Raw genomic sequence first — 26,713 nt, forward strand, 5'->3', positions numbered from 1 at the left:
TGGGTCATGGAGACACTGTTACTACTTCCCCCATGGCAGCAGGCCGCCCTGGCTATAACGTTGCTGTTGATGCTCATGCTGGTCATGGTGCTGCGTTGGCTGTGGAAAATCCTGGAACACCAACTGGCCCTGGCGCAGACGCAGGAGGGTCGCCATCGGCAGAGCGATGAACGCCTGCGTGAACTGGAGCGGGTGTTGCTGCGCGAACTCTCCCAGGTCGGCCAGAATTCGGCAGAGAGAATTGCCAAGAGTGCCCTGGCCCAACAACGTTCCCTGCATGTGCTGCAACAACATTTGTTGGAGCGTTCCGATAAGCTCTACTTGGGACTTGAACGCCGTTTTGGTGAGATGCAACAGACCCTGACCGGTGATACTGGCCGCCTGCGTGTGGAACTGCTGGAGCGGTTTGAACAGTTGCAGACCACTGTTGCTGGCAGCCTGCATGAGGGGCGTTTGGCCCAACATGAGAAACTGGTGGAACTGAAAGAGGCGCTTTCTCAGTCCCAGGTTAGCCATCGCCAGGCATTCGATAAGCGTCAGCTGGATACAATGAAGACGCAGCAGGAGGCGCTGCACACCGGCATGACGGAGGTGCGCAAGCAGGTGGGTGAGGCGTTGATCCAGCATGCGGACGATCTGGGCAAGCGCGTTCAGGGGCTGACGGAGACCACGGATCAGCGCTTGAAAGAGATCAGTGGCCAGGTTGAAAAACGGCTCAACGAAGGTTTTGAGAAGACGACGGAGACCTTCTCCAAGGTGCTCATCCACCTGACACGCATAGACGAGGCGCAGAAAAAAATCACCGAGCTTTCGAGCAATGTGGTCAGTTTGCAGGAGGTCCTTTCAGATAAACGTTCCCGCGGTGCCTTCGGTGAGGTTCAGCTCAATGCCTTGGTGCGCAATGTGATGCCGGAGTCCGGATTTTCACTGCAACACACCCTGGGTAACGGCAAGCGGGCAGATTGTATGCTGTTTCTGCCTGATCCCACTGGCAATGTGGTGATCGATGCCAAGTTCCCGTTAGAGGCATACCAACGCATGCAGGACGCTGCGCTGTCAGAAGCCGACCGCAATCAGGCAAAACGTCAGTTTCGTCAGGATATTCGTAAACATATCGATGACATCGCCGGTAAATACATCATTGCAGGGGAGACCTCAGACGGTGCAGTGATGTTCATCCCGGCCGAAGCTGTGTTTGCCGAGATCCATGCCCGCTTCCCCGACTTGGTGGAGGACGCCTATCGTAAACGCGTCTGGTTGGTTTCGCCCACCACCATGATGGCGATACTGACCACTGCAAGGGCGGTGTTGAAGGACGCCGCCACCCGTGAGCAGGTGCATGTTATCCAGCAGCATCTACAGGCGCTTTCCAAGGATTTTGGCCGTTTTCAGGAGCGTATGGACAAGCTTGCCGTGCATATTGATTTGGCCAATCGTGATGTTAACGATGTGAATGTCTCGGCAAAAAAGATCAGCCGTCGCTTCCAAAAGATCGAAAAGGTGGAGTTGGAAGAGGAGCAGGGACCGGATCTGCCTGTTTTCAAGGCGTCACCGCCCGGCAACGGAACTGAATCGGAAGCGGGCTGATGTTATTAATCTGCCGTAGGTCCGATCAAGCTTGCGGACAGGGCGATCCGTTGTTGACGTAGCCCTCTATTGCTGTGAAACAGGTGTTTTCTCCCCCGCGTCATTCAGGCAGACGAACGTGACGCTGGTGGAGAAGACGGACGCCTCCGCTCCCGTCTCCAGATTGTCCGCGAAGACATCCACCTGATATTGGACGGAGGTGTTGCCACTCTCCGTTCTTCTGACATCGAAGCGGAGGATAGTGCCCAATTTGATACTCTTTTTAAAAGCCAGATTCTCCATGCTGATGGTGACGAATTTACAACCCGGATGCTCCAGACTGGCGGCAATCCAGGCGTACTCGTCCACCCACTTGAGGAGGTTGCCGCCAAACAGGTAGCCATAGTGGTTGAGGTGTTCAGGGAGAACGAGTTTATGGTTTTCCATGGCAGCGAAATATATCGTTACCGCTGCATGGTTTTGGGAATGATTCCTTGTGCCGGTGGAGTCGGGCTGTTCTGGTGCATTAGAATACGCCAGCCATTCCCCCCACGGCGGTAGATATTGGTGGCGTAAACCGGCTGAGTTTCCGGTGCACCGGGAATTTTGACAATCTCTTTGATCAGATGGATGGCAATATCATCTGTTTCGATCCAACTTAAATGCTTGATCTCCATATTAAGCACCATATCCCCACTCAACATGGGTTCCCAGACTTTGCGTATCGCCTCCAGCCCTCTTTGTGCGGGTGACATGGGCAGCAGACAGAGGACTTCATCAGATTCCTCCCAAACAGCCATCATGGCCTCCAGATCCATTTCATCGATGGCATCATAGTAGGCGTCTTCAGCGTCCTGGGGGGTTTCAAAACTATTGCTCATACTGATCCTCGTTATCCGGATGGTTGTGCATTTTCAGGCCATCATTTCGACAGGCCGATCCACGACGGATAGTTACATTCGACGCCAAAGCTTTCAAGGGCTATCCGGCCCGGTATTTCCCGGTATTTCTTTCCAGGTAATAAGTTGTCCATTTAAGGATTCGGCTCGTCTGCCGAAATACCTGAGGAATACAGTTGCATATTATTACCAAGTGGAGAGGAAAATGCGGCGTTTGAGCATTGCGGCAAAAATTGGCGGTGGCTTTCTGTCGGTCGGCTTGGTATTGGTCATCAGTGGATTTGTCGGATTTTGGGTGATCAACAGCCTCACCCAGTCACTTAGCCAGATCACAGGGCCGGTCTGGGATTCGATGGAGAGTGCCAACGCGGGTATGCGGGGCATCCAAAAGCAGCTGATCGCAGTTGACTTGGTCTTGCGTTCAACAGGCGAAAACCATGATGTTGAAATCACCGAGGCTGAGCAGTTTACCACGCAGGCGTTTCAGGGGATGAAGTCGAGTGGAAGGGTCGAACAGGCGAGTCTTGTGGAAGTGGATGCCAATCTGCAGAAGTTCTCTTCTGCACGTGAAGATCTACTCGACGCATATCGAAAATTCAAGGAAAGCGAGACGGAGCTATCTGAAAATTCCGCCACCTTCCAGAATTTCCTGGTTGCCGTGGAACGTCTATCGAGCCAGCGAATGCTGGAGAGGGATCTCAATACCAAGAGTGCGGAAGATATTGAAATGGCTGCGGAGGATGGATTTGGTAACGAAGTTGCTGTGCAGGAAGAGGAAGCCGGTGTCGACAATGACTCGTGGGCAATCATTAATGCCGCAGGGGAGGCGCGGCTTGCCATTCTTTCCCGCCTTGATCTCTACCGGCGGTTTATGGATGAGCCGGCTGACAAAAACATATCCGCAAACATGGACGTGCTCTACGAAGACCTCGCGTACGCAGTGGAAGTGATCAATGAGGGTGGGTCGATCGATAAACCGGTTACCGATGGTTTGTATGCAGGCAAATCGTATCACCAGGTGATTGAGGCTCTGTTGCTGCAGCATAAAGATACTCTCGTGACGGCGATGGATGGGTTTCTGAAAATGCACGTTGCCCACAAAACCTACGCAGGAATAGCGGAGACTTTGATGCACCAGGTGGAAAACCTGACTACGGACAATCGCGCCAGTGTGGATATTGAACTGGTTGAGCTTGATAGCCTCGTGATTGCGGGAGAGAGCACACTTTATCTATCACTGCTGATAGGGCTGGGCGTTGCGGGAGTGGTCTCTTGGTTGACAGTAAAAACCATTTCTGGGTCGGTGCGGGAGATACGGGAGCAGCTACACAATATCGCTGAGGGAGAAGGGGATCTGACTGTCAGCTTGCAGGTGAAGGGCAATGATGAGATTGCAGACCTCGCCCACGAATTTAATGCATTCAGGGAGAAGTTACGGGGCATGGTGTCTGGTCTCCAGACCTCGATTCAGCAACTTGTGGGCACTACCCGGAGTATTGCCAGTGTGGCTGACAGCACCGGAGATGAGATTCAGCAGCAGCAACGGGCAGTTCAGTCTGTGGCAACTGCTATCAACGAACTGGCGACAAGTTTTCAAGAGGTGACAGGCAATACATCACGGGCAGCCGTGCAGGCAGGTGACGCCGATAGAGAGTCTGCCCATGGACGAAGCGTGGTGCAGGAAACTGTTATGATCATAGAGAAGGTGGCCAGTGAGGTTGAACATGCTACTGGTGTGGTCAATAGCCTTGGGGAGAAGAGCGAGGCTATTGACAGTGTGCTCGATGTTATTCGGGGAATCTCCGAACAGACAAATCTTCTGGCCTTGAACGCGGCCATCGAAGCGGCTCGCGCGGGCGAACAGGGTCGTGGATTTGCAGTGGTGGCGGATGAGGTCCGTGGCCTGGCCGCACGTACCCACGATTCCATCAGTGAAATCCGGACCATGATCGATCAGCTCCAGGAAGGCACTGCAACTGCTATCTCGGTGATGGAGTGTGCCCGAACGCAAACGATGACCAGCGTGGAGCCGGTTAACCAGGCAGACGCCAGCCTGGATCAGATTGCCAGCAAGGTGGCCTCTATCTCCGAACTTAACCGCCAGATCGCGCACTCAGCAGAGTCACAGCACAACACCGTGATCGGTGTGGAACAGGATGTTATCAGTATCAATGAGGTTGCGTCACATACTTCGGAAATCGCGACTGACCTGACCCAGTCGACCCATGAACTCGCGCGTCTGGCAGATGATCTGCAGGCACACGTAAGGCAGTTCAAAGTCTGATCGATTCAGGATGTAGGTCTGATCAAGCGTAGCGGATCAGGCGTATATAAATCGATGGATGGCTTGAGGCTGCCGGTTCCGCTGCTACGCTTGAACCGGCCTGCATCCAAGCGGTCTTCAGGACAGGTACTACTTGGATTCCGCCAGCATTTTCCAGGTGTCTATTACGGTATCCGGGTTTAGCGAGATACTGCTGATATCCTGTTCCATCAGCCAGTGGGCCAGATCCGGGTAGTCGGAAGGTCCCTGGCCACAGATGCCGATATATTTGCCCTGCTTATGGCAAGCGGAGATTGCCATGCTGAGCATCTTCTTCACCGCCGGGTTACGTTCATCGAAGCTGTGGGCCACCAGTCCTGAATCCCTGTCCAATCCCAATGTCAGCTGGGTAAGGTCGTTGGAGCCGATGGAAAAACCGTCAAAATAGGCCAGAAAATCCTCTGCCAGTATGGCGTTCGAAGGCAGTTCGCACATCATGATGACACGCAGGCCATGCTCTCCCCGTTTGAGTCCATTAGCCTCCAGCAAGCGGATCACTTCAGCCGCCTCTTCCAACGTGCGCACGAATGGGATCATGATCTCGACGTTGTCGAAACCCATCTCTTCACGCACCCGTTTGAGTGCTTTGCACTCCAGTTCAAAGCAGGAGCGAAACTTTTTCGAGATATAACGGGAAGCGCCGCGAAAACCGAGCATTGGGTTCTCCTCTTTCGGCTCGTAGCGTTCACCGCCAATCAGATTGGCATATTCATTGGACTTGAAATCGGACATGCGCACGATGACAGGTTTCCCGGTAAAACCGGCGGCGAGGGTGGCGATGCCCTCCACCAGTTTTTCCACATAGAACTCCACCGGGCCGGGGTAACCGGCAATCTGTTTTTCAATTCGTTCTCGCAGTGCCTCCGGCAGCTGCTCATACTCCATCAGTGCATGGGGGTGGACACCGATAGTGGTGTTGATGATGAATTCGACTCTGGCAAGCCCGATGCCGGCGTTGGGGATGCGGCTAAAACCGAAAGCACGCCCCGGATTGCCCACATTCATCATAATCTTGGTGGAGAGCGGGGGCAGGGTGACCTTATCCCCCTGGGTCACGCTATATCTCAGCAGGCCTTCATAGATCAACCCGTCGTCCCCTTCAGCACAGGAGACGGTCACTGCCTCGCCATCTTTCAGTTTGGTGGTGGCATTTCCACAACCGACCACCGCAGGGATACCCAGTTCCCGGGCGATGATGGCGGCGTGACAGGTGCGTCCACCACGATTGGTGACGATGGCAGAAGCCCGTTTCATGACTGGTTCCCAGTCGGGATCCGTCATGTCTGTTACCAGCACATCGCCCTTTTCGACGCGGGCCATCTCCGAGACATCCGCAATGATTTTGACGGAGCCGGAGCCGACACGCTGCCCTATGGCGCGACCCTGTACCCGCACCACCCCACGTTCTTCCAAGTTAAAGCGCTCCACCTTGGCATGGTCGACGCGGCTCTCAACCGTCTCAGGTCTTGCCTGAAGGATATAAAGTTGACCATCTTCACCGTCCAGTCCCCACTCGATATCCATCGGGCGGCCATAGTGTTCTTCAATGGTCAGCGCCTGGCGCGCCAGTGCCTCGACCTGTTCATCGGTGAGTGAAAACCGGCGTTGCGCCTCGGTAGCCACATCCACCGTGACCACGTTTTCCTGATCCCCCTTACCGTAGATCATCTTCAGGGCCTTGCTGCCGAGGGTACGGCGCAAAACGGCCGGGCGTCGAGCTTTCAGGTTGGCTTTGTGAAGATAGAACTCATCAGGATTGACTGCGCCCTGTACGACGGTTTCGCCCAGGCCATAGGCACTGGTGATAAAGACCACGTCGTCGAAACCGGATTCGGTATCCAGGGTAAACATTACGCCGGCGGAGCCGATATCCGAGCGCACCATGCGCTGAATGCCGGCGGAAAGGGCGATCTCATCATGATCAAAACCCTGATGTACCCGATAGGCGATGGCACGGTCGTTATAGAGGGAAGCAAAAACACGCCTGATGGCGAGGAGTACCTCATCGATGCCGGTAACATTGAGATAGGTCTCCTGCTGTCCCGCAAAGGATGCATCCGGCAGATCCTCTGCGGTGGCGGATGAGCGTACTGCTACTGCAGGATCGCCATCGTTGTTGCGCGCCAGCTTCTGATAACCGGCGGTGACGGCGTTTTCGAGCACTGTCGGCAGGGGAGCATCCATGATTGCCTGGCGGATGGATTGTCCAGTCTTCGCCAGTGCCTCTACGTCATTGATGTCGAGGTTTGACAGTAGAGACTCAATACGTTCTTCAAGCCGATTGTGGCGGATGAACTCACGAAAGGCGTGGGCCGTGGTGGCAAAACCGCCGGGTACGCTGACGCCCATCTCCGAAAGAGTGCTGATCATCTCCCCCAGTGAGGCATTTTTTCCGCCTACTTGGTTGACCTGCTGCATGTTGAGATTTTCGAACCAGATGATTTGTTCGCTCACCGTTTGCTCTCCGTTATCGGCTTGATGGGATGATTCACACATGGTTATTCCCCTTCGGTCGGTTGTCCTTGTCTTCGCGTTGGCAACTGCTACCGCTGCAAAGGCAGCTCTTTCCACAGCCGGCCCCCTCTTCACGTGCCGGCCCCAACTCGGGGTGTGCCTTCGAAAAACGTCGGCTGACGGACTGCACCAGCAACCAACAGAGCAGCAGTGTGGGAATCAACACTATTGCAATAAGTACGTCCCGCAACATTTCTATTGCCCTCCAAGCCCTGCAAAGCCCATAAATGACAGGGAGAGCAGTCCGCCCAGCATCAGACTGACGGCCGCACCTTGAGTCACACTGGGCAGATTTGAAAGCTCAAGTTTTTCCCGCAGTCCTGCCATCAGCATAATGGCCAGGATAAAGCCGGTACCCGCCCCCAATGCGTAGACCAGAGACTGCAGGAAATCATACTCTTTGAAGGTTTGGAAAAGCGCCAGGCCGAGAATTGCGCAATTGGTGGTGATCAATGGGAGGAAGATACCCAAAGCGCGAAACAGGCCGGGGGAGAATTTTTTCAGTGTCATCTCGACCAGCTGGACGGCACTGGCAATCACTACGATGTAGGCGATCAAGCGCAGAAATTCGATATCCAAACCGACCAGCACGATATTGATTCCATAGGCGCAGACCGAACTCACCAGCATCACGAACATCGTCGCCAGCCCCATCGGCACAGCAGTGTTCAATTTTCCGGATACGCCCAGGAAAGGACAAAGGCCGAGAAACAGGGCGAGCACGAAGTTGTTGGCCAGCACGGCATTCAGAAAGATAAAGCTGAGGGATTCATAATTCATCTGACTTCCACCACTGCGTCAGATTCACTCTGCGCCTTTCGCTGTTTGAACCATTCAAACAATAGCAGCCATGCGCCGAGCACGATGAAACCTCCGGCAGGCAATACCATGACGACCCAGGGTTCGAACTGCGGCCCGAAGATGTCGAAACCAAAGAGCTTGCCGGCACCCAACACCTCTCTGACGACACCCAGGCAGAGCAGGGCAAAGGTAAAACCGGCTCCCATGCCCAGTGCATTGACGAATGCCTTAAGTGGTCTGTTCTTTGATGCGTAGGCTTCAGCGCGTCCCAGTATCATGCAATTCACCACGATCAGCTGGATGAAAGCGCCGAGTGCGTTGTAGAGATCCAGCGAGATGGCCTGGATGGAGTAGTCGACGATAGTGACGAAGGTGGCGATGATGACGATATAGGTGGCGATACGCACCTGTTTGGGTATCTGCCGGCGCAGCAACGAGATCAGAAGACCGGATGCCAGCAAAACAAAGGTGGTTGCAACCCCCATTGCCAGTGCATTGATGGCGGAGTTGGTGACGGCCAGTACCGGGCACATGCCCAGGAGCATGGCGAAAACCGGGTTCTCACGCCAGAGGCCTTCGGAGAAGGTATCCCAGGTGATTGTGTTGTTTTGTTTTCTTGCCATGTTTCAATCTCGGATTGAAAGGTCATCAGTCTGTAGGCCGGTTCAAGCGCAGCGGAACCGGCAACGCCAGTCTGAATGCCCGATCCGCTACGCTTGATCGGGCCTACATATTGCCGGTTTCACCTGTCACCTGTTCCACACTTCCCGCCTTGATGACTTCAAGATTCGGCACCAACATCGGCAACAACGCCTTTGCTGATTCGTTCAATGCCTTGCCGACCGCCTTGGATGAGATAGTGGCGCCGGAGATGGCGTCGATCTCCCACTGATTTTGTTTGCTGCCGTGTTTAACGGTAACTATCTCATTGGCCAACGTCTTTCCGTCTTCAGCGAGTGTAACGTCCAGTGCCTCGAAATTGGCCACGAATGCCGGGTCGGTAATGATCTTGTCACCCAGTCCCGGGGTCTCAGCCAGTTTCAGTACTTTGATGCCCCGAATGCATTGACAAACCGGGTCGTATCCGTAGAGCAGATGGATCAGGTTGGCATAACCCTGGGCCCTTGCATTGGCGGCGATACCGAGCAATTTTCCCTTGTCGTCGTAACCGGCGTAGAACAACGTGTCGCCAAGTTGCTTTTTTTCCGTAGCTGGAACGACGCCCTTTTCCGTCACCAGAAAATCCCTCCGCGTCACTGCGCCAGGGACTACCTGAAAGAGCGCCGCTTCTATGGCGCGGCGCTGATTCTCGTCGATATAGGGTTTAGTAAAATGGAAGGTAAGCACCACCAGTAAACCTGAGAGCATGGCGACGCTCACCAGGGTTCTTATCATCGGACCTGCCGGGGCAGCAGGTTGCTGCATCTGCTCTTCCACGACACTCACTTACTTGCCCTCTGCCCGAAGACACGGGGTTGTGTAATCTGTTCGATAAGCGGTGTGGCCGCATTGCCCAGGAGGATAGCGTACATCACCCCTTCGGTGAGCCCGCCATAGACACGGATGACAACAGTCAGAGATCCGATCAACAGACCATAGATGAGAATGCCGAGTGGGGTGACCGGTGAACCCACCATGTCGGACGCCATGAACCAGGCGCCCAGCATCAGACCGCCGGAGAACAGCATGAATATCGCATCGGGTGCTTTTTCAGGATCGATAAGAGACAGCAGGACAGATGTGAGAACGACGCCGCCCATTACAGTGAGCGGAATTCTCCAGTCGAGCATTCGCCGAAAGGCAAGGTAGAGGCCACAGACCAATATCAACAGTGCGGAGGTTTCTCCGGCAGAGCCCGTTGTCATACCGGTCAACAGATCGATGGTATCGGTCTGAATGCCTTCGAATTTATACAGGGCAAGGGGAGTGGCGCCAGAGAAGGCGTCGACCTGCAACAACTCTACCCAGCTATCCACACTGGGTGGGCGAAGGAAGGGCAGCGCCAGTGTAGAGGGGGCGAACTGGCTGAAGCGGCCGTCGAAGAAAGCAGGGGTCCAGGTTGTGATGGCCACGGGAAAAGCGGCCTGTACAAAGGCACGTCCCACCAGGGCGGGGTTGAGCACGTTCATGCCAAGTCCGCCAAAGAGCGCCTTGCCCAGCGCAATGCCGGCAATGCCTGCAACGGCTCCCATCCACAACGGAAAGGCGGGTGGCAGCGTCAGGGCCAGCAGAATGCCGGTGATAGTCGCCGACCAGTCTCCAAGGCTGTTGTAACCACTGCCCATCCAGTTGAAAAAACGTTCTGTGAGCAAGCAGCTGAGGGTGACCGTGATCAGCAGTGCGAGGGCGCTCAGGCCAAACTGCCAGACAGCGAAACCGGCAATCGGCAGCAGGGCATAGACCACGTTGCGCATGATCTTCACCACATCACCTGCAGCGTGGGTATGAGGTGTGGTGCGAAGCTCTATTTGTGATTTGCTGTTTTTCAAGCCGCCTGCTCTCGGTTGATCGCTTTGGCGATGCGGAAATACTGCACCAGTGGTATATTCGAGGGGCAGACATAGGAACAGCTACCGCATTCGAAGCAGTCGTTCAGGTGGAATTCCTCTGCCATGGTTTCGTATTTGCGTTTTGCAGCGAGCTGGCCCAGATGTGAGGGGTTGAGGTGCATCGGGCAGGCGTCGACACAGCGGGCGCACTTGATGCAAGGCCAGATCCGCAGCGTCTCGGATTCGATGTCCGGTTCGTTGAGCACCAGCAGCCCGGAAGTGCCCTTGGTGACAGGCGTATCCAGCGCAGAGACTGCGGGACCCATCATCGGTCCACCGAGAATGAATTCGGTTTGTGATCCTTCATAACCCACCTGATCCAAAACAAATCCGATAGGTGTGCCCAGGGGCACGAGATAGTTGCCGGGATGTTTAACTCCGGGACCGGCAACGGTGATGACACGTTCGATCAGACCCTCCCCTTTGGGTAGTAACTGGCCCAGAGCAGCCAGGGTGCCGACATTATTCACCACGACACCGATTTCAGCCGGTATACCGCCGGCAGGTACCTCGCGGCCCAGTAGCGATTTGATCAGCATCTTTTCCGAGCCTTGGGGATATTTGGTTTCCACAGCCTCGACACTGATACTGCCGTCTCTGGGCAGGTTGGCGCGCAACGTTTCCACTGCGTCCATCTTGTTGTCTTCGATGCCGATTACGGCCTGTTTGGTGCCGGTGGCGCGCATGGCATAGCGAATACCGCGCATCAGTGCACGGGGATGCTCCAGCATCATGCGGTGATCGCAGCTGAGGTAGGGTTCGCATTCACAGCCGTTGACTACCAGTGTGTCAACGGACTTGTCTTCCGGGATGGTGAGCTTGACGTGAGAGGGGAAGGCAGCGCCTCCCAGACCCACCATGCCGCTGTTCTGAATGGCCTGACGCAAGGCCTCATCCGACATGTCACCAATTGTCTGTTCTTCTCCCCAGAGGACTTCCTGGGTGGCACCCTCATAAACTTCGAGAAGAATGGAGGGCGCATTCCGACCCTGGGCAGTGGGCATCAGTTCGATGCCTTTGATTCGTCCGGTGGCAGGGGCGTGTATCGGCACTGAAACAAACCCATCTGCTTTTGCGATAGGCTGTCCCCGTACCACCTCTTCCCCCTTTTTGATGATCGGGATGGCAGGTTTGCCGATATGCTGGTTTAGGGGAATGACCAGCATCCCGGGAAAGGGCAGACGACGTATCGGTGTCTTGCCTGTCACTGTTTTGTTGCTTGGCGGATGGATGCCGTGATTGAAGCTTGGGCGTCCAAAAAGATTAAACAGTGACATTGCTTTGACCTTATCCCAGGATCCTGAGGGCGTTATCAGCCCAGGGCTTTCAGTGCAGCGTCGTAGTCGGGCTCATCGACGATTTCGGGAACCTGCTGGGTGTAAGTCACTTTGCCGCCTTCAACGATGACGATCGCGCGGGAGCACAAGCCCTCCAGAGGGCCATCGGTGATCAGCAGACCATAATCCTTGGCGAATGCCTTGCTCTTCATCAGTGACAGAGAAACCACGTTTTCAAGACCTTCTGCGGTGCAGAAGCGGCCTTGAGCGAAGGGCAGATCACAGGAGATCACCAGGCAGACCGCATCGTCGCGACTGTTGAAGTTCTCGTTGAACTTGCGGGCTGAAGCGGCGCAGGTTGCAGTGTCCAGACTTGGCACGATGTTCAGCAGTACTTTTTTCCCGGAAAAATCGCCCAGTCCTTTGTTGGACAGGTCCCCTGCGGTGAGGCTGAATGCCGGGGCGTCGGAACCGACGGCAGGCAGTTCACCACTGGTGTTGATCTCGTTTCCTTTGAGTGTAATTTTAGCCATGTTTATTTCTCTACAGTTTGGTCGTTAAATATCGGAGCACAGATCTTAATAGGTTTTTGCCCTAATTGGTTACTGAAATTTCTCAGCCCGTTTGACCAGCTTCTCGATATCCTTCTCGCCCATGTTCCAGGGGGTACCGGGATGCAGGCAGCCGGCGGTGCATTTCTCAGCCGCTTTGACGATGTCCTTGTAGGTACCTGCCTGGGGATCGACGACCACGGCGAGCTTGTCGTCGTTGTAGGCGAAGATCTTTGGATTGATATCGGTACACTCGTCGCAGGCGGTGCATTCCGGGGTCTCGATCCAGACCGGTTCGTAATCTCCGGCAGGCGCGGCGCCTATGCCCCCATCAGGGCTGTGGCCATTTGCTGAAATAGATCCCGCCAGCGCTGTTGCATTGCCTGATGCAGCCATCGATAGCAGGGTGGAGCTGAGACGGTTGGCCATATCGACCTTGGCCTGCTCCACCAAAGCGTTGACATCGACCTTGTCGAGTTCGCCGGCGATGCTCTTGAGCTGGTGCCAGAACTGGCGGCGCTCCTCGGCGGATTTGACGATCTCTTCGGAGCAGAGGATGCGCATCAGGCGGTTTTTGCCATCAACACCCCAGATGTAGGGGTAGTTACCCTCGCGCTCGTCCTCGTCCAAATCGAGGAATGTGTGAAAGGGGATCATCTCCTCGCCCCACGTCTCCGGTGGCGCTGTGCGAAAGTGCTTGCGGAAGCGGCCTTCGGTAACGGCGAAGTCGGCGAAGGTCATAGGCACCCCCAGTTTCGCCTCTTGATCATTCTCATCGACATAATCGAGGCTGTAGGCGGGCCAGTCTTCCTCAATGGCGGGGTTGCCCTCCAGGTCGATACAATCCTGCAGAGTCTCGCCGGCGTCCGGATCGAACTTCATCAGCGGATAGGCGCGGGATTCAACAGCCAGTTTCGCCTGGCGTGCGGTGGCGTCGTCGGCCACCCCATGCTCAGGCTGGCAGACTGCGTAGATGTTGAACAGTGCCGGACGGCGGCTGTTGAGGCCGTCGATATAGCCCTCGATCAGATGGGTGGTGTTGCTCACAGAGCCCTGCAGCACATACGAGGTGCGATGTGCCATACCGATCAGGCTCATCTCCTTGCGGATCTCCTCTTTGCCTTTCATCGCCTTGCCATAGGGGGTCATGTCAGCCACTTGGGAGATGAAGCCGGAGGTGCAGGCCTGACCGCCGGTGTTGGAGTAGACTTGGGTGTCGAGTACCAGCACCTTGATCGGCATGCCGGATGCCATGGCACGGGAGAGGTTCTGGAAGCCGATGTCATACATCGCGCCGTCACCGCCCACCGAGACCACCGGTGGACACATCAGCCACTCATCGTCGCTGAAGTCCTTCCAGTTGAACTGCTGGAAGAAGGGGTTATGCTCGACCGGGTTGAACTTGCCCGCCAATTCCAGCTCGGCGTGGCGGATTGCCCTGAAGCCTTCCGCCATCTTCACCATATGGCCTTCGAATAGGCCCATGGCTACGGACGGGCTGTCCTGAAACAGATGGCTGGTCCAGGGGAACGGATAGGGGTTGAAAGGGTAGGTGGAGCCCCATACCGAGGTACAACCGGTAGCGTTGACTATGCCCATCTCGGCGCGGCCGTTGCCGGTCTGGCCCTCACGGTAGCGCCAATGCAGATCGCGCAGCTGGTTAAGTACACCGGTGACCCACTTCAGCCACTCTTTGTCGACCAGGGTGTTTTCGTGGTCCGGGTCGATGCTGTTGCTGAGACGCGAAAGGCTCAGGTCACCCTCTTCAGCATCCGCAGCACGGTTGAGTGCGTCGGGATCACTCAGGTCGACGCCGGAGGCGAGCTTGAGGCGGATGTGCTGCTCAAGATGGGCAATCAGGTCATCCAGCTTCGCCAGCTGTGCCTTGACGCGGGGTTGCATCAGCGCGGTGATGGTGCTGGTGAAGAGGTGGGTGGCGGTCTTCTCGCCGCAGCCGAGGCAGGAGCCATCGCCACAGTTCATCGAATTGTAGTTGGACTTGTCGAGCAGCAGGGTCTCCAGTGCGCCGATCTTTTCATCGAGGTCGTCGATGCGGCTGTAACTCTCATTGCTGGTGGGTAGGTCGAGCCAGAAGTCCCAGTCATTGCGCATCTTATCGATGGCTGCGTTGTCCTGATGCTCGGCGATCAGCGCCAGATCGTCGCAGACGTCGACACACTCCATGCAGCCCTTGCAGGTATATGGGTTGATGGTGATGGAGAAGAGTCCGCCGGAGTTGGGGGTCTTCTTCTCCTTGTTGTTCCAGTAGGGCTTGGTGGCAGCGAAATCGAAGCTGCCCAGCGCATCGACAAAGCGACCGAACTCCGCCTCCAGGTCGCTTCTGTGCGTTCCTGTGTCTTCGGTATCCTCCTCCAGATCACTGGCTGCGATGGTTTCGAGGATCGCCCGGTCGAGCAGGTTGCGTACCTCGGCGCCTTCGCCTTGTTCGTTGACCAGTTCGCGCAGTCGTTTCTCAACCTTGCGGGTTTCGCGGCGCAGGTACTGGGTCGGCATGCCACCTGTCTCGATCTTGTTGATGACTGAAGTGAAGATTTCACCGATGGTGTTGACCAGGCCGGGGATCGAGGAGTCGGGGCAGATGGTATAGCAGTCCCCACAAGCGGTGCAGTTCTCTGCCACCCACTTGGGGTATTCGAAGCGAATCTGGGTCATGTCGCGGAAGATGCCGGTGGAGGCCGGCACCAACGACAGCGCCTGATAGGGGTCTGCCAAGTTGTCGGAGCCTTTGCCAGTGGCATAGAAACTACCAGTCTGCTCCCAGAAACGATGCACGTCGGAGATGCCGCCGCTGCTCTCGGGCAGTTGTTTCAGCATCACCGGCATGCCGATCTCTTTCTTTAGCTGGCCGGCGTTCTGCACACCCACCTGCATGTGGGGAAGTTTGTGGATCTCGTCGAAGCCACGACGCACGATGCGCAGGTTGTCCTCCACCACGCGCTTGCCCTTGGCGCCGAACTTGGCCTCCAGCTGGGCTTCGATCGACGTGAACAGCTTGTTCTCGTCGAGGCCGGCCAGTTTCATCAACGGTGAACCGGCGAAGAATGCACCTTGGAAGGCGTTGCCCTGCATGCGCAATTGCAGCTCAGGATTGGAGGCCTCCTCTCGGGCGATCTTGAAGCCGTCGATATAGAAAATCTTGATCTCGTTATCCACCGCCTGCTGTTGCATCGAACGTGGGAAGCTGGCCCAAACCGCTTCAGGGCTGTCCAGATTGGACTGGATGATCAGGGTGCCTCCCTTTTTCAGTCCTGCAAGGGGATTGGAATGGCTATACACGTTGGGGTCGGGGCTCAACACCACGTCGACGAAGTGGTATTCGCAGTTGAGCGGGATCGGAGTGGGGGCCGCCGACAGAAAGTAGGTGGTGGGTTGGCCCTTTTTCTCCGAACCGTATTTGGGGTTGGCCTTGATTTCGTAACCAAGCAGATCGTAGAGGGTCATCACCAGATTCTTACCGGTGGTGATGGCGCCCCAGCCACCCACCGAGTGCATGCGCACGGTGATGGAGCCTTCGGGCATCAGGTTGGGGTTCTCAGAACCCTTCACCGTCAGCTCACCGACATTGGGATAGGCATCCAGCATCTTCTGGATGTGGATTTCCTGCTTCGGGTTGGCCGCATCCCGCACAAAATCGATGCCGAGATAGAAAAATTTCTTTTGCTCACCCTCCGGCAGCATATTCTCTATGGCGCCGATCAACGATTCCGGTTGCAGATCGCGGGAACCAATGCCGTAGCAGCCGGAGAAAAGGCGCGGCACGTCCTTAAGAGAGTTGTAGGAGGCGTAATCGGGGTAAGGCGCCGTGCCGTCAGCCTGGCCGTTCTCGATACATTTGGAGATGGCGGCGCGCACCTCACGGATCAGCGGTAGATCCTCCGCCAGGGGCTGATCGGTACGCTCTAGCACTACCACGCCCTTCTTGCCCTTCAGCACCTTGCCCAGCAAGTCGCCGGGGAAGGGACGATAGAGGGTGATGTCCACTACGCCGATCATCAACTTACGGGTCTTTTCCAGATACTCGGCCACGCCGTGGGCCTGCACCACCATGGAACCCATACCAACGATCACATAATCAGCTTCGTCAACGTTATGGCTACCGATGCGCGCGTAGCGGCGTCCGGTCAGTTGGTAGTACTCCTCCATCGCCTGCTCGGCGAGCTCAGCAACATGGTCATAGAAGTAGGGCCGCTGCGCCGCCGTGGTCTGCATGTGGGCGTCCTGGTTTTGCACCGTACCCGACTGCATCGGGTTGTCCACGTCCCAGACCAGGGGAACACGGCGGCGGGTCTCACCGTAGAGCATCTTCTGCGCCGGGGTGGGGCTCTCGATCTCATCATCGGGACGGCCAAGGAATTCGGCGATCAGCTCACGCTCCGGTGCCTGCACCGGTTCGATCAGATGGGTGGTGAGAAAGCCGTCCTGGCCGATGGCGGCCGGGGTCAGCGCCAACTCGGCAGTCTTGCGGCCGATCAGGTTGAGGTCGGCGGCGCCTTGCGCATTGTTGGCAAACATCTGAATGAAGCCGGTGTCGTCGATGCAGTGGAAGTCATCATGACCGCAGTGCACATTGAGCGATGCCTTGGTGATGGCGCGGGCGCCGATATTCAATACATAGGGCAGGCGTTTGCCAGCAGCCGCGTAGAGCGACTCGTGCATGAAGGCGACGCCCTGTGCGGAGGAGAAGTTGGTTGAGCGAAGGCCGGTCATCGACATACCGGCGGTGACGGCTGCGGCAGCGTGTTCCGATTCCGGCTCGACGAAAATCAACGTGCGATCGGAGATATTGACGTGACCCGAGGCCATCTCCTGCGCCCAGATCTCCCCCATCTCAGTGGAGGGGGTAATGGGATAGGCGCCCGCTGCATCCGAGGCCTCGCGCTCACAGCGGACTACGGCCTCGTTGCCGGCCATCGCCTTGCGGATGCCGGGGTACTTGAAGGTCTTGGTCTCTTTTTTGCCGAACATAGTCTCTGTCTCGTTTCAGTCAGCCTGGGTGTTGGTAACGCGGAGGCCGCAATGCCGCAAAGAACGCGGAGTTATATTTTTTCCTGATGCTTCTTTGAACAGTTCAGGTGTTGGTGTCTTGAGTAATTTTCCTCTAAAGAAACTTTACGCTTTTCGCGTTGCTGCAATCTCAGTATTAGGTTGCAGGGTGCTGGGGCAACGCCTCCTTACGCACAATATGCTTGGCCTGGCGACCCTTGGTCACTGTGTCGCCGTCCAGCCAGACTATGGCGCCGGTGGGGCAGCGTTGGGTGGCAATGGGGGAGGCCAGGGCATTCTTTTCGTAGTTGATTACAGCCAGGTTGTCGGTGATGGTGATCAGCGCTTCCGGACTGTCTTTTGCACAACGTTCGCAGGCAGTGCAGGCCACGGCGCAATCGGCTTCAGCCCCGTCGCCATCGCCCAGGTTTTTACACGCCACCCATAACCTGTGGCTGATTGGCTGGATGGAGAAGAGTTCCTTAGGGCAGACATCGACACAGTCCCCACAGGCCGTGCACTTGGCATTAGTGACCACCGGGAGGCCATGTTGATCCATGGTGATGGCGTCTAGTTCGCAGACATCTTCACAATCGCCGATTCCGATACATCCCCAACTGCAACCTTTCGGACCACCGGCCACAAGGGCTGCTGCCCTGCATGAGGAGAGGCCTTCGTAGTGCGCCCGCATGTGCGCGACATGGGTGCCTCCTGCACAGGCGAGGCGAGCCACCCGTTGCTCCACTTCACCCGCCGCTACGCCAAGGTACTCCGCGATCTCTTCAATGGCATCCTGGGAATTCACAGTACACTGAGCCGGTTCCAGACTGCCATCGACCAATCCCTCGGCAAAAGGGCGACAACCTGCGGTACCACAGGCGCCGCAGTTGGTCAGAGGGAGCATCTCTTCGACCTCATCGATGCGCGGATCTTCGAATACCCACAGCTTACGGTTCGCAATGGCCAGGGTAAGAGATAAAACAAGCCCCAAAACGCTCATAAAGGCGATTGCAATAGAGATATGAATAAGGTTGTCGTAGTCCAAATTCCCAATCACTTTCGGGTTGTCATCAACGGGTAATAAAAACCGTAGTGTTCCTGGGAGTTTAAGGGAGGTCCATGTATTAATCTAGATAATATTATCAATACACACTATTAAAATTAATGAGGGAAATATTTAGCATTGAATCATTAAATATTAACTGACTGATCTCGAAAAAGTCGTGATCTCGTGAGGCTGCCACGCGTGTTTCAAAAAATGGCCATGGCACGGCAGACATAACCAGACGTAGCGGACAGAGTAGCCCATCATGAGACTTCTTTTCCTGTTTCCAGACGGTCACGGGCAACAAATTACCGTCGAGGCATTTAGCCAGGGGCGTGGTTATTGGTGGATATGAAATGAGGTGTGGAAGATACCGGGCGGCCAGATAGGATATTGCTCTTCTCCGGTATCTTCCTGTTGTTGCTGTATTCAGAAGCACTTGTGCAGGTCGCTCAAGTCTTCTCCCGTATTTAACTCTTTCTGCAACAATAGCTTATAGGTCTTTAGTATCAGACGCTCATGAAGTGTCTTCGGCGGACTCACTTGATCGATCACCGTCTGAAAACGATCTATTTTCTCATTGCGAGACATCTTGGAATTTCGCTGCACTGCCATAGTCATACTCCCGATCCCCTACTCAGCTTTAAGTGTAGATCTATTTTGGGAGGAAAATCATCGGCAGCGCCTGATCCGGTTGTAGGAATTTTCCGATATCAGAGGATCGCGATTAGAATAACGGTGTATTTGTGTCAGATCCGCTGGGAGAGTGGATCTTCCTGACTAGCGTTAAGTAGGTTGCCCAGGGGGTCGCATGACCGACACGATCAGTCCCTCAACCTGCCTGCCTGCTTCCTTACGCAGGATCTGGTTCTCGATGGATATCAGATCGAACCCGCAGGCCGACAGCAGATTACGCAAATAATTTTCCGCATGGCTGTATCTGCCGTGGGGACGCAGGATGAAGGTGTTACCCGGTTGTGGATTGGCGATCTTTTCGATGGAGAACAGCATCAGCCCGCCGGGTTTTAATGCCTCGAAGGATGCACGGGTGACTTCCTCAAGCGCGCCGAAATAGCACAGTGTATCTGCGGAGACGATCAGGTTGAAAACCCCCTTTCTTGCCTGGATATAGCTGGTCAGCTCTTCCTCGATCAGTTCGTCGTAGATCCCACAACCCTTTGCCTTTTCCAGCATGGCCCGGGATAGATCGACCCCGACCAGGCGCCTTGCGTATGGGCGTAGCAGGGGGCCACACCAGCCGGTACCGCAACCGGCATCGAGTACCATGAGTTCCTCGTTCTGTTGTGGGATGAGGCTTGCAACTGCCTCTGCCAGGAGTTCCGGCGCACGGTATTCAAGCTTTTTCAGGACCTTGTCGAAGCTGCCGGCAAATTTGTCGAAGGTCTCTTCGACGAAGGCATCGGAGGCCCGCTCCGGTACATTCTCTCCTGTACAGGCAGCCAGTAGATGCCGGGCAACGGGATTGTCCGGGTCGAACAATAACCATTTCCTGAACACATCCACCGCCTCCTGTAGCCGACCCTGCCGGTAGAGCGAATAACCCAGCCAGCGGTAGGAGGCGGAATTGGGGGCGTGGAATGAAATTGCTTTGCGGTAAGCGTCTATCGCCTCCTCGTAGCGTTCCAGCTCAACCAGAATGCTGCCGATGTTATGCCATACATCCGCATGTTCTGGAGAGATTTCGATGGCCTTTCGATAGCACGACATCGCCTCCTGGTAGTGAGTCTGTTCCCTGAGCGCCGTTCCCAGGTTGTTGAGTGCATCGGCGTTTTTTGGGTCGAGCGCAAGACAGCCCCGATAGGCCGCCTTTGCCTCATCCAGTCGACCCAGTTCCTTCAATACATTTCCCAGGTTGTTGTGGGCCTCCCTGTAGGCCGGGTTTGACTTGATGGCGCCACGAATCAGTTTGACCGCTTCCTCTTCACGCCCGGCTTGGTGCTGTAGAACACCCAGGTAATGGAGCGCATCCGGCTGGGTGGGAGCCGCTTCAAGTATTCGTTGGTAGAGGGTTCTTGCGTCGTCGACTTGCCCCTCCCGGTGAAGCTTCACTGCCAACTTGACAGCGTCGTCGAGAGATAATTTTTTATCGTTCTTATCCATTTATTCCATAACTGTATTATTTCTTTTTGGCTATCACCAGCAACCCCGCCACCGGTTTGCCCATCTCCATCCGGAGGGTTTCGTCGGTGACAGAGATCTCCCCAAACCCTGCTGCCAGCAGGACGGATCTTACATATGGCTCTGTATGGCTGTAACGCCCGTGAGGACAGAGATGAAAACCTGTGTCGGTGCTCTCATCAAGCCGTTCCAGCGTAAAGACGACCAGGCCCCTGGGTTGGAGGGTGAGCCAGGCTGCGGAGATCACCGGTTGCAGGTCGCCGAAGTAGACCAGGGTATCGGCGGAGACGATAAGATTAAAGTGCTCCGGTGTAGTTTGGAAGAAGTGGGTCAATTCCGCTTTTATCAGCTGCTCGTAGATCTTTCGTTCTGCAGCCTTCTCCAGCATCTTTCGGGAAAGATCCACACCGATCAGACGTGAGACGACAGGCTTGAGCAGTGGGCCACAGAGTCCTGTGCCGCAGCCTGCATCGAGCGCGGTGTAGCCGTTATCCGGCGGGATCCGCTTGATGACCGCGTCGGCGATGACTTGGGGGACGCAATACTCCAGTCCTTCGAGTCGTTCCTCAAAGGTGGGAGCGAAGCTGTCAAACAGCGACTGCACATAGTGATCAGTCGCCCGCATGGGGATCTCCTCGCCACTGCAGGCTGCGAGCATATGTTTGGCGAAGGGATTGTTCGGTTCCACTTCTGCCCAGTGTCGGAACACTCCCGCTGCTTCCTCCACCTGGCCGGTGGCTTCCAGCATCATGCCAAGATGATGTAGGGTATCGCAGCGATCGGGATCGAGTGCGAGGGCTTTGCGGCAGTGTTTGATTGCCTCGGCGAAGCGGGCCTGCTCCCGAAGGATGCTGCAGAGGTTGACGTAGGTATCCGCACCGTAGGCCACCGCTTTTTCCAGGGCCGCCTCGGCCGCTTCATAGTCACCTAAGGCAGCAAGGACCAGTCCCAGGTTGTGGCAGGCCTCGGCAAAGTCGGGTTTCAGATCTGACGCCTGTTGCAGGAGTTGCCGGGCCGCTTCCAGATCGCCCTGTTCCTTCAACAGGACGCCCAGGTTATTCAGGGCCTGGAAATGATCGGGTTGCAGCTCGATAGCGCGGCGCAGGAGCGGTTCCGCTTCATTCCACCGCTCCTGATTCTTGAGTACTGTCCCCAGATTGTTGTGGGCGTCGGCGAACTCCGGATTTAGTGAGATGGCCTGTCGATATTCGGTTTCCGCTTCGTCCAGCCGTCCCTGTTCCTGCAGAAAGTTACCCAGGTTGTTATGCGCCGCCACGTAAGCGGGGTCGAGTCGGATAGCTTGTCTAAGATTATCTTCTGCCCCTTCAGCATCTCCCGACTGGACCTTGATCAGCCCGAGAAAGTGGTGTGCCTCGGCGTACTCCGGGGCCAGCTCGAGGATACGCTCGTAGATGAGCTGTGCTTCCGTCAGTCGACCTTGCTGATGGCGTTCGAGAGCAATCTGCAGGGCTTCGCCAATGGTGACTCCGGAATCGTTCGCGGCGTCATTTCCTTGTTGGTCGGTATCCGTGGGCGAAGTCATTTTGAGTGGGAAAGGATTCTAAAAGGCGACGGAGATATTATGGTATATGACTAGGAAGCTCTGGTGTATATATCCTTGTTCTTTCTGGCATCACAGATCCTTACAACATAGTCCTTGTGTGTTGTTATTTTTATCGCATCACTGCAAACGGGTCAAAGAATAATCCCTTCGTCCCTTTTTTATCTTAGTCAACAGCCCTCGGTGGATTTTCCAGTCTGCCCTCATCTCGCCAAAAGGCAACGAACCTCAGTACCTCCGCTTCAGTAGCCGCTCTCAGAGACGGGAAATTTATCCAGAATGATGACTGCCAGCCTTTTGGGGCCAGCACGTAGTCGGCTACTAATTTATCGTCGTTTACCTGATAAAAAATCCGCTCTTTGTATTGCGCAAAACCGAAAGTGACGTGGGCGTCCGAATAGCTTCCTATTCTGCTCGGTTTGGAAGCAATGATATGCAGATCCTTAAGTCCGTAGGGTTTGGCAGCAGTGTAAAACAGCATGCCGGCTTTCCAGTTTCCTTCTTTCGTCCTTTTGAATTTCCATGTGTACTTTTTGAGTGGAAAGTATTGACCCATGACCACCTCTGAATCAGAAGATTAAGATTGCCGTTAATCTGCGTTCAACTATGTCTGTCAGTTTAATACTATAGTATAAGGTGGAAGGGAATTTATTATTGGCCACATTCTTGAGTGAAAAAATCCTGCCCCATTTTCTATTACCTTTTCTGTCCTATTGGAAACCTGAGCCATGAAATGCCTGCTACCGATATTTATTGCCGTTGTTGGTTTCCTGAGCCAAGCTGCATACGCCGATGAAGTTCCACATTCCAATGGTCTGCTCGACTATATGGGTGGCGAACTCGACTCCGAAACCGCCCATGTGATTGGAGGCAACTATCATTTCGGTCTCTCCGGCCCCTTTTCTATCCAGGTGGATGGTGCCTTGGGTGAGGTGGCCGATTCCAGCATGACCGGCTTTGGTGTGCATCTCTATTGGCACGATCCTGAGATCGGCTTGCTCGACGCCAACGCGTCCCGCCTGAATTGGAAGGGGAACGGACTTAACCGTTACGCGCTGAATGGCAAATGGTACACATCAATTACCACCTTCAGCGGCAGTGTCGAGTACCAGAATGGGGATGCGGAGAAGAAGGTCAATCTGTTCGCCGGGTTGGATCTCTACCCGATAGATATCCTCTCGCTGAATGTCGGGGCGGCTCAGGTCGATGGAGAGGCGATGGCACAACTGGGTTTTGAACTGCAGCCGGCCCTGGATCGTTTACCGGCGCTGACACTGTTGGGCGGTGCTGCCAAGGGTGAGGGTGACTACAGCTACTATTTCCTTGGGCTGCGCTACTACTTTGGCACCAATGCCCCGTTGATCCAGCGCCACCGGCGTGAATTCCCCCAATTCACCGGATCGCTAAGTTATGGCAGTGGCATACATAGCCTGAAGACGGAGATCGAACGCAGGGAAGCCCAGGTTGATGGTGGTGCTGCGAATCCTGACCAGGGGCCGTTCCCCTAGCCCGATCTGTCGCTCCACATCGGAGACCTCCATTTGGAAAAGAGCCGGAAGGGGGCGGATTTATTTGTTGGCCCCTATCCGGCGTAAAAAAATCACCTCTTCTTTACAGTATGGTTTGGTGTCCACTATCAACGGGGAGTCGTGCTGTAAAGTTATCTGGAGCGAGTACGCGAATTCAAGACCTGTCCCCGTTCTTTTGTACATTCTTTCGGCGACGGGCGAAGCCCAGGCCGGTTAGACCAACTGCTGTCAATGCGAGGGTCGAGGGTTCGGGTACGTTAAGTGAGATATTGTCAACGCGAAAGAAGTCGTTGCTTCGGGAACTTAATTCAATCCAGGTGAGATTAGTATGGCCGGAGAATGCCACCGTGACCGGCTCCGTAAGAAAATCGCCGAAAAGCTCCGACGTGCCGTCAGAAAATGTAATACGCCCGCCAAAACTCGAAGATACGAGACTCTGAAAATCAAACAATGCGCCAAACATGTCTATTTTAACTGTACTCTGTAAGATTCCGTTGTTAGTTCTCTCTAATGCCAGATACTGACCATCTCCAATAAAGGCATCTGAAGGGTTCACGTCATAGTCGCCGACAAGAACTGATAGTCGAAATCCATCTTCCATGTAGTTAGCCGTCTGATCTGTTCCAACAGTTGCCGATTCAAAGTCGATAATTACAGCCTGTGCAGCGTGCATGAATGTCATTGAAACCGTCACAAGTAACATTGCCGCTAATTCGTAGGATGTCTTTATCATTACTTTTCTCCGATAGAGCGTAATTTACAACGCAATATTTACGTCACAAAAAGGAAATAATAGGGGACGGGAAATGAGTAGGGGCGAACCACAGTCATAACTCCTCATGAAACTAGGCTGAATCCCCACTCCTCCCTTCAGACAAAACAGAACCCCTATTTTCTGTTATAGACTATTCGGGAAATATGATTCGATACATTTTCGTCTATATGTTGATCTGAATCAGGTTATAAGAATCCACTCTTACCTCCGGCCACCGTTTCCTTCAAAACTTATGGCCCCTGCAATTCCCCAATCTGCTTGACCACCAGACGTGGGACCTGTTTCCGTAGTGCTTCGGGCAGGCTATCGAAGGCCTTCTCGGCGGCGGGTTTTGTTGTGAAGAGTCCGTAGAGAATCCGGTATTTGAAGCCTTCATCGTTTGCGCCGACGACCTTTATGACCAGATCCGAATGGCGCGCCATGAGACCTTCCAGTTTGTCCAGCCGGTTGAGGGCAAAGAGTTGCACCGTATAGTGAGTTACTTCCTGCTGTGACAGCCACCAGTCTCCCCAGCTCTCCAGGTCCACCCGACCGGGTTTGAGGTAGATATCCCGAACAGTGCGAAAACCGGTATAGCGATCGGTTTGGATCTGGGGCAGGGTGGCCCTGGCTGATGAACGCAGAGCGCCGGCTGAGTCGTTATAACTGCCTCCGCGTACCACACGCTGTTTCGATTTGTGATCGAAACGGGGTTTGCCGTTGCCCAGGCTGCCGATGTAATTATTATGCCAGCTGTCCAACACCCACTCCCGAACGTTACCAGCCATGTGAAACAGGCCGAAGGCGTTGGGATTGGTGCGTTGTGGTTTGTCGGCTTGTGGTGAGTCCTCGTTACCGTGACGGGTATAGTGGGCATAACTGCCGAGATCGCTCTCGGCTACCGGATAGGGACCGGTGCTGCCTGCCCGTGCTGCATACTCCCACTCCGCTTCGGTGGGCAGGCGATAGCCCTTGCCTGTCTGCTTCGAGAGCCAGGTCGTGTAACGCTTGGCATCGTCCCAACTGACGTTGACTACGGGAAGATCATCACGATTCCAGGGCTGCTCAGGACACTCCCCGATTGTAGTCCGGCAGAATATCGCATACTCCCGATAGCTGACCTCATGAGTTGAGATGGTGAAAGGGTAGGCGATGTTGACTTGGTGTACGGGTTCTTCATCTGTTTTCTCGCTGCTGCCCATGGCAAAAAGTCCACCGGGAAGTACTGCGAGCCAGGGTCCTTTTTCACCTAATTGCAGACGATCCCTACACTGCAGCCGATGGCGACTGGAATACTTGGGACGGCATCCTGGTGGGACTGGTATTTCAACACTTGCTGACTGTTTCCGTGAGGGGGAGGTCGCCGGTTTTTCTTCGGTTTTATGCTTTACCAGCTCGCTGACAACGGGATGTTTGATCGAGGCTTCGATTGATGATGCCATCTTCTGTTTCGGTGCTACTGCGGTCACAGGTTTGGGTGGCGCCGGGGTGACAAGTTCGGGTGTGGTTTTGGAGGCCGGTTTTTCGACAGGGGGCGGGGGGGGAGAAACCGGACGGGGCTTCTTCTCAGGGGTCGGCACGACGATCAGTGTTTTATCCTCTATGTCGTGCTGCAGTCCCAATTGGCGTCCAAAATCCAATAGCGATTTCACTCTCTCCCCACTCCTGCTGGTGGCCAGTCCGCGCTCCTCCTCAAGACGTGACTGGAAATCGGTCTCCAGGTTGTGGAACCAGCGTGAGGATCTTACCTTCGCTTTAGCCTGTGCTCCCCGGTTTTTCCATGCTTGCAGAAGTCGCTCCCGGCTCTCCTCACGCCAGTCGTCTGACTGCACGAATGCTTGTAGTACTGTTACCAATGTCTCCTCCATTTCCGGAATCACGGGGGGCGGGGGAGGTGATTGTGTTTCAGCCGTCACAGCAGGTGGAGTTGATATCGGTTCGTCTTCCCCGGTGAAGAGGAGAAACAGCCCTGCCCCCGCCAGCATTAGCAGACCACCGGCAGCGGTGACAAGGGGGAGGATGGAACGGTTTGTGGCAGCTGTCGCCTTCCTGTCGGAAGCTGGAGCAATCTTGTCCGTGGGAGACAGGGCATCCAGCAACCCGGCACGCCGGGCGCGATAGCTCTCCCGGTCGATACAGCCCTCTGCGAATTCCTTTGCCAGTTGCCGTAGTCTGATTTTGGGCTGCGTGTCGCTCATGGC

The 26,713-nt window shown here is 55.1% G+C and carries 21 protein-coding genes; 3 read left to right on the forward strand and 18 right to left on the reverse strand.

The features are described from left to right. Positions 1 to 6 precede the first annotated feature (6 nt). Entirely contained in the window at positions 7 to 1,587 is a 1,581-nt protein-coding gene (gene rmuC, locus HPY30_16060; protein QYZ67363.1) for a DNA recombination protein RmuC, read from the forward strand. Between the two features lie 66 nt (positions 1,588 to 1,653). On the opposite strand, the gene HPY30_16065 is transcribed toward rmuC, so the two are convergent. Continuing rightward, complete coding sequence (locus HPY30_16065; protein QYZ67364.1) at positions 1,654 to 2,013, reverse strand: acyl-CoA thioesterase; 360 nt, start codon at positions 2,011 to 2,013, stop codon at positions 1,654 to 1,656. 17 nt (positions 2,014 to 2,030) lie between these two features. Then, positions 2,031 to 2,447 (reverse strand): SnoaL-like domain-containing protein, encoded by a 417-nt coding sequence (locus HPY30_16070; GenBank protein QYZ67365.1) that lies wholly within the window; start codon positions 2,445 to 2,447, stop codon positions 2,031 to 2,033. Between the two features lie 223 nt (positions 2,448 to 2,670). Here HPY30_16070 and HPY30_16075 point away from each other — a divergent pair, with 223 nt between their 5' ends. Further along, positions 2,671 to 4,749: a methyl-accepting chemotaxis protein gene (locus HPY30_16075; GenBank protein QYZ67366.1), complete on the forward strand. Its 2,079-nt coding sequence runs from the start codon at positions 2,671 to 2,673 to the stop codon at positions 4,747 to 4,749. A gap of 129 nt (positions 4,750 to 4,878) precedes the next feature. On the opposite strand, the gene ppsA is transcribed toward HPY30_16075, so the two are convergent. The 14 genes from ppsA to HPY30_16145 form a co-directional block, all read right to left on the reverse strand. Continuing rightward, the gene (ppsA, locus tag HPY30_16080) at positions 4,879 to 7,284 is read right to left on the reverse strand and encodes a phosphoenolpyruvate synthase (GenBank protein QYZ67367.1); all 2,406 of its coding nucleotides are present in this window, start codon (positions 7,282 to 7,284) and stop codon (positions 4,879 to 4,881) included. Beyond that, positions 7,277 to 7,495: a chemotaxis protein gene (locus HPY30_16085; GenBank protein QYZ67368.1), complete on the reverse strand. Its 219-nt coding sequence runs from the start codon at positions 7,493 to 7,495 to the stop codon at positions 7,277 to 7,279. Before HPY30_16085 ends, ppsA begins: the two co-directional genes overlap by 8 nt. Positions 7,496 to 7,497: 2 nt before the next feature. Beyond that, positions 7,498 to 8,082 (reverse strand): RnfABCDGE type electron transport complex subunit A, encoded by a 585-nt coding sequence (locus HPY30_16090; protein ID QYZ67369.1) that lies wholly within the window; start codon positions 8,080 to 8,082, stop codon positions 7,498 to 7,500. Continuing rightward, positions 8,079 to 8,726, reverse strand: a complete 648-nt coding sequence (locus HPY30_16095; protein QYZ67370.1) for an electron transport complex subunit E — start codon at positions 8,724 to 8,726, stop codon at positions 8,079 to 8,081. Before HPY30_16095 ends, HPY30_16090 begins: the two co-directional genes overlap by 4 nt. A gap of 103 nt (positions 8,727 to 8,829) precedes the next feature. Further along, positions 8,830 to 9,549 carry an FMN-binding protein gene (locus tag HPY30_16100; protein QYZ67371.1) on the reverse strand — a complete coding sequence of 240 codons (720 nt, stop codon included), beginning with the start codon at positions 9,547 to 9,549 and terminating at the stop codon, positions 8,830 to 8,832. Then, a complete protein-coding gene (locus HPY30_16105; protein ID QYZ68090.1) occupies positions 9,546 to 10,517 on the reverse strand; it encodes an RnfABCDGE type electron transport complex subunit D in 972 nt (323 codons plus the stop codon). Before HPY30_16105 ends, HPY30_16100 begins: the two co-directional genes overlap by 4 nt. A gap of 71 nt (positions 10,518 to 10,588) precedes the next feature. After that, positions 10,589 to 11,929 (reverse strand): electron transport complex subunit RsxC, encoded by a 1,341-nt coding sequence (rsxC, locus tag HPY30_16110; protein QYZ67372.1) that lies wholly within the window; start codon positions 11,927 to 11,929, stop codon positions 10,589 to 10,591. Positions 11,930 to 11,964: 35 nt separating this feature from the next. Beyond that, positions 11,965 to 12,462 carry a thiol peroxidase gene (gene tpx / locus HPY30_16115; GenBank protein ID QYZ67373.1) on the reverse strand — a complete coding sequence of 166 codons (498 nt, stop codon included), beginning with the start codon at positions 12,460 to 12,462 and terminating at the stop codon, positions 11,965 to 11,967. A 69-nt stretch (positions 12,463 to 12,531) separates the two neighbouring features. Next, positions 12,532 to 17,466, reverse strand: coding sequence for a pyruvate ferredoxin oxidoreductase (locus HPY30_16120; protein ID QYZ67374.1), 4,935 nt, complete (start codon positions 17,464 to 17,466; stop codon positions 12,532 to 12,534). Between the two features lie 175 nt (positions 17,467 to 17,641). Then, positions 17,642 to 18,484, reverse strand: a complete 843-nt coding sequence (locus HPY30_16125) for an RnfABCDGE type electron transport complex subunit B (protein ID QYZ68091.1) — start codon at positions 18,482 to 18,484, stop codon at positions 17,642 to 17,644. A 474-nt stretch (positions 18,485 to 18,958) separates the two neighbouring features. Beyond that, a complete protein-coding gene (locus HPY30_16130; GenBank protein ID QYZ67375.1) occupies positions 18,959 to 19,144 on the reverse strand; it encodes a hypothetical protein in 186 nt (61 codons plus the stop codon). Positions 19,145 to 19,315: 171 nt separating this feature from the next. Next, entirely contained in the window at positions 19,316 to 20,650 is a 1,335-nt protein-coding gene (locus HPY30_16135) for a tetratricopeptide repeat protein (GenBank protein ID QYZ67376.1), read from the reverse strand. A gap of 16 nt (positions 20,651 to 20,666) precedes the next feature. Next, entirely contained in the window at positions 20,667 to 22,211 is a 1,545-nt protein-coding gene (locus tag HPY30_16140; GenBank protein ID QYZ67377.1) for a tetratricopeptide repeat protein, read from the reverse strand. Positions 22,212 to 22,395: 184 nt separating this feature from the next. Next, positions 22,396 to 22,710, reverse strand: coding sequence for a hypothetical protein (locus tag HPY30_16145; GenBank protein ID QYZ67378.1), 315 nt, complete (start codon positions 22,708 to 22,710; stop codon positions 22,396 to 22,398). Positions 22,711 to 22,957: 247 nt separating this feature from the next. On the opposite strand from HPY30_16145, the gene HPY30_16150 reads away from it, so the two are divergent. Continuing rightward, positions 22,958 to 23,737 (forward strand): hypothetical protein, encoded by a 780-nt coding sequence (locus tag HPY30_16150; GenBank protein QYZ67379.1) that lies wholly within the window; start codon positions 22,958 to 22,960, stop codon positions 23,735 to 23,737. A gap of 175 nt (positions 23,738 to 23,912) precedes the next feature. Here the strand turns inward: HPY30_16150 and HPY30_16155 are convergent, their stop codons facing one another. Both HPY30_16155 and HPY30_16160 read right to left on the reverse strand, forming a co-directional pair. Then, a complete protein-coding gene (locus HPY30_16155) occupies positions 23,913 to 24,491 on the reverse strand; it encodes a PEP-CTERM sorting domain-containing protein (GenBank protein QYZ67380.1) in 579 nt (192 codons plus the stop codon). 272 nt (positions 24,492 to 24,763) lie between these two features. Next, the gene (locus HPY30_16160; protein QYZ67381.1) at positions 24,764 to 26,710 is read right to left on the reverse strand and encodes an SUMF1/EgtB/PvdO family nonheme iron enzyme; all 1,947 of its coding nucleotides are present in this window, start codon (positions 26,708 to 26,710) and stop codon (positions 24,764 to 24,766) included. Between the last annotated feature and the right edge of the window lie 3 nt (positions 26,711 to 26,713).

Source organism: Gammaproteobacteria bacterium (ex Lamellibrachia satsuma), assembly GCA_019623805.1.
GTDB lineage: Bacteria > Pseudomonadota > Gammaproteobacteria > Chromatiales > Chromatiaceae > QGON01.

Excerpts from the sequence above, each read along its gene's own strand:
- rmuC (QYZ67363.1), top strand. The coding sequence starts at position 7 with ATGGAGACACTGTTACTACTTCCCCCATGGCAGCAGGCCGCCCTGGCT.
- HPY30_16065 (QYZ67364.1), bottom strand. The coding sequence starts at position 2,013 with ATGGAAAACCATAAACTCGTTCTCCCTGAACACCTCAACCACTATGGC.
- HPY30_16070 (QYZ67365.1), bottom strand. The coding sequence starts at position 2,447 with ATGAGCAATAGTTTTGAAACCCCCCAGGACGCTGAAGACGCCTACTAT.
- HPY30_16075 (QYZ67366.1), top strand. The coding sequence starts at position 2,671 with ATGCGGCGTTTGAGCATTGCGGCAAAAATTGGCGGTGGCTTTCTGTCG.
- ppsA (QYZ67367.1), bottom strand. The coding sequence starts at position 7,284 with ATGTGTGAATCATCCCATCAAGCCGATAACGGAGAGCAAACGGTGAGC.
- HPY30_16085 (QYZ67368.1), bottom strand. The coding sequence starts at position 7,495 with ATGTTGCGGGACGTACTTATTGCAATAGTGTTGATTCCCACACTGCTG.
- HPY30_16090 (QYZ67369.1), bottom strand. The coding sequence starts at position 8,082 with ATGAATTATGAATCCCTCAGCTTTATCTTTCTGAATGCCGTGCTGGCC.
- HPY30_16095 (QYZ67370.1), bottom strand. The coding sequence starts at position 8,726 with ATGGCAAGAAAACAAAACAACACAATCACCTGGGATACCTTCTCCGAA.
- HPY30_16105 (QYZ68090.1), bottom strand. The coding sequence starts at position 10,517 with ATGCGCAACGTGGTCTATGCCCTGCTGCCGATTGCCGGTTTCGCTGTC.
- rsxC (QYZ67372.1), bottom strand. The coding sequence starts at position 11,929 with ATGTCACTGTTTAATCTTTTTGGACGCCCAAGCTTCAATCACGGCATC.
- tpx (QYZ67373.1), bottom strand. The coding sequence starts at position 12,462 with ATGGCTAAAATTACACTCAAAGGAAACGAGATCAACACCAGTGGTGAA.
- HPY30_16120 (QYZ67374.1), bottom strand. The coding sequence starts at position 17,466 with ATGTTCGGCAAAAAAGAGACCAAGACCTTCAAGTACCCCGGCATCCGC.
- HPY30_16125 (QYZ68091.1), bottom strand. The coding sequence starts at position 18,484 with ATGAGCGTTTTGGGGCTTGTTTTATCTCTTACCCTGGCCATTGCGAAC.
- HPY30_16130 (QYZ67375.1), bottom strand. The coding sequence starts at position 19,144 with ATGGCAGTGCAGCGAAATTCCAAGATGTCTCGCAATGAGAAAATAGAT.
- HPY30_16135 (QYZ67376.1), bottom strand. The coding sequence starts at position 20,650 with ATGGATAAGAACGATAAAAAATTATCTCTCGACGACGCTGTCAAGTTG.
- HPY30_16140 (QYZ67377.1), bottom strand. The coding sequence starts at position 22,211 with ATGACTTCGCCCACGGATACCGACCAACAAGGAAATGACGCCGCGAAC.
- HPY30_16145 (QYZ67378.1), bottom strand. The coding sequence starts at position 22,710 with ATGCTGTTTTACACTGCTGCCAAACCCTACGGACTTAAGGATCTGCAT.
- HPY30_16150 (QYZ67379.1), top strand. The coding sequence starts at position 22,958 with ATGAAATGCCTGCTACCGATATTTATTGCCGTTGTTGGTTTCCTGAGC.
- HPY30_16155 (QYZ67380.1), bottom strand. The coding sequence starts at position 24,491 with ATGATAAAGACATCCTACGAATTAGCGGCAATGTTACTTGTGACGGTT.
- HPY30_16160 (QYZ67381.1), bottom strand. The coding sequence starts at position 26,710 with ATGAGCGACACGCAGCCCAAAATCAGACTACGGCAACTGGCAAAGGAA.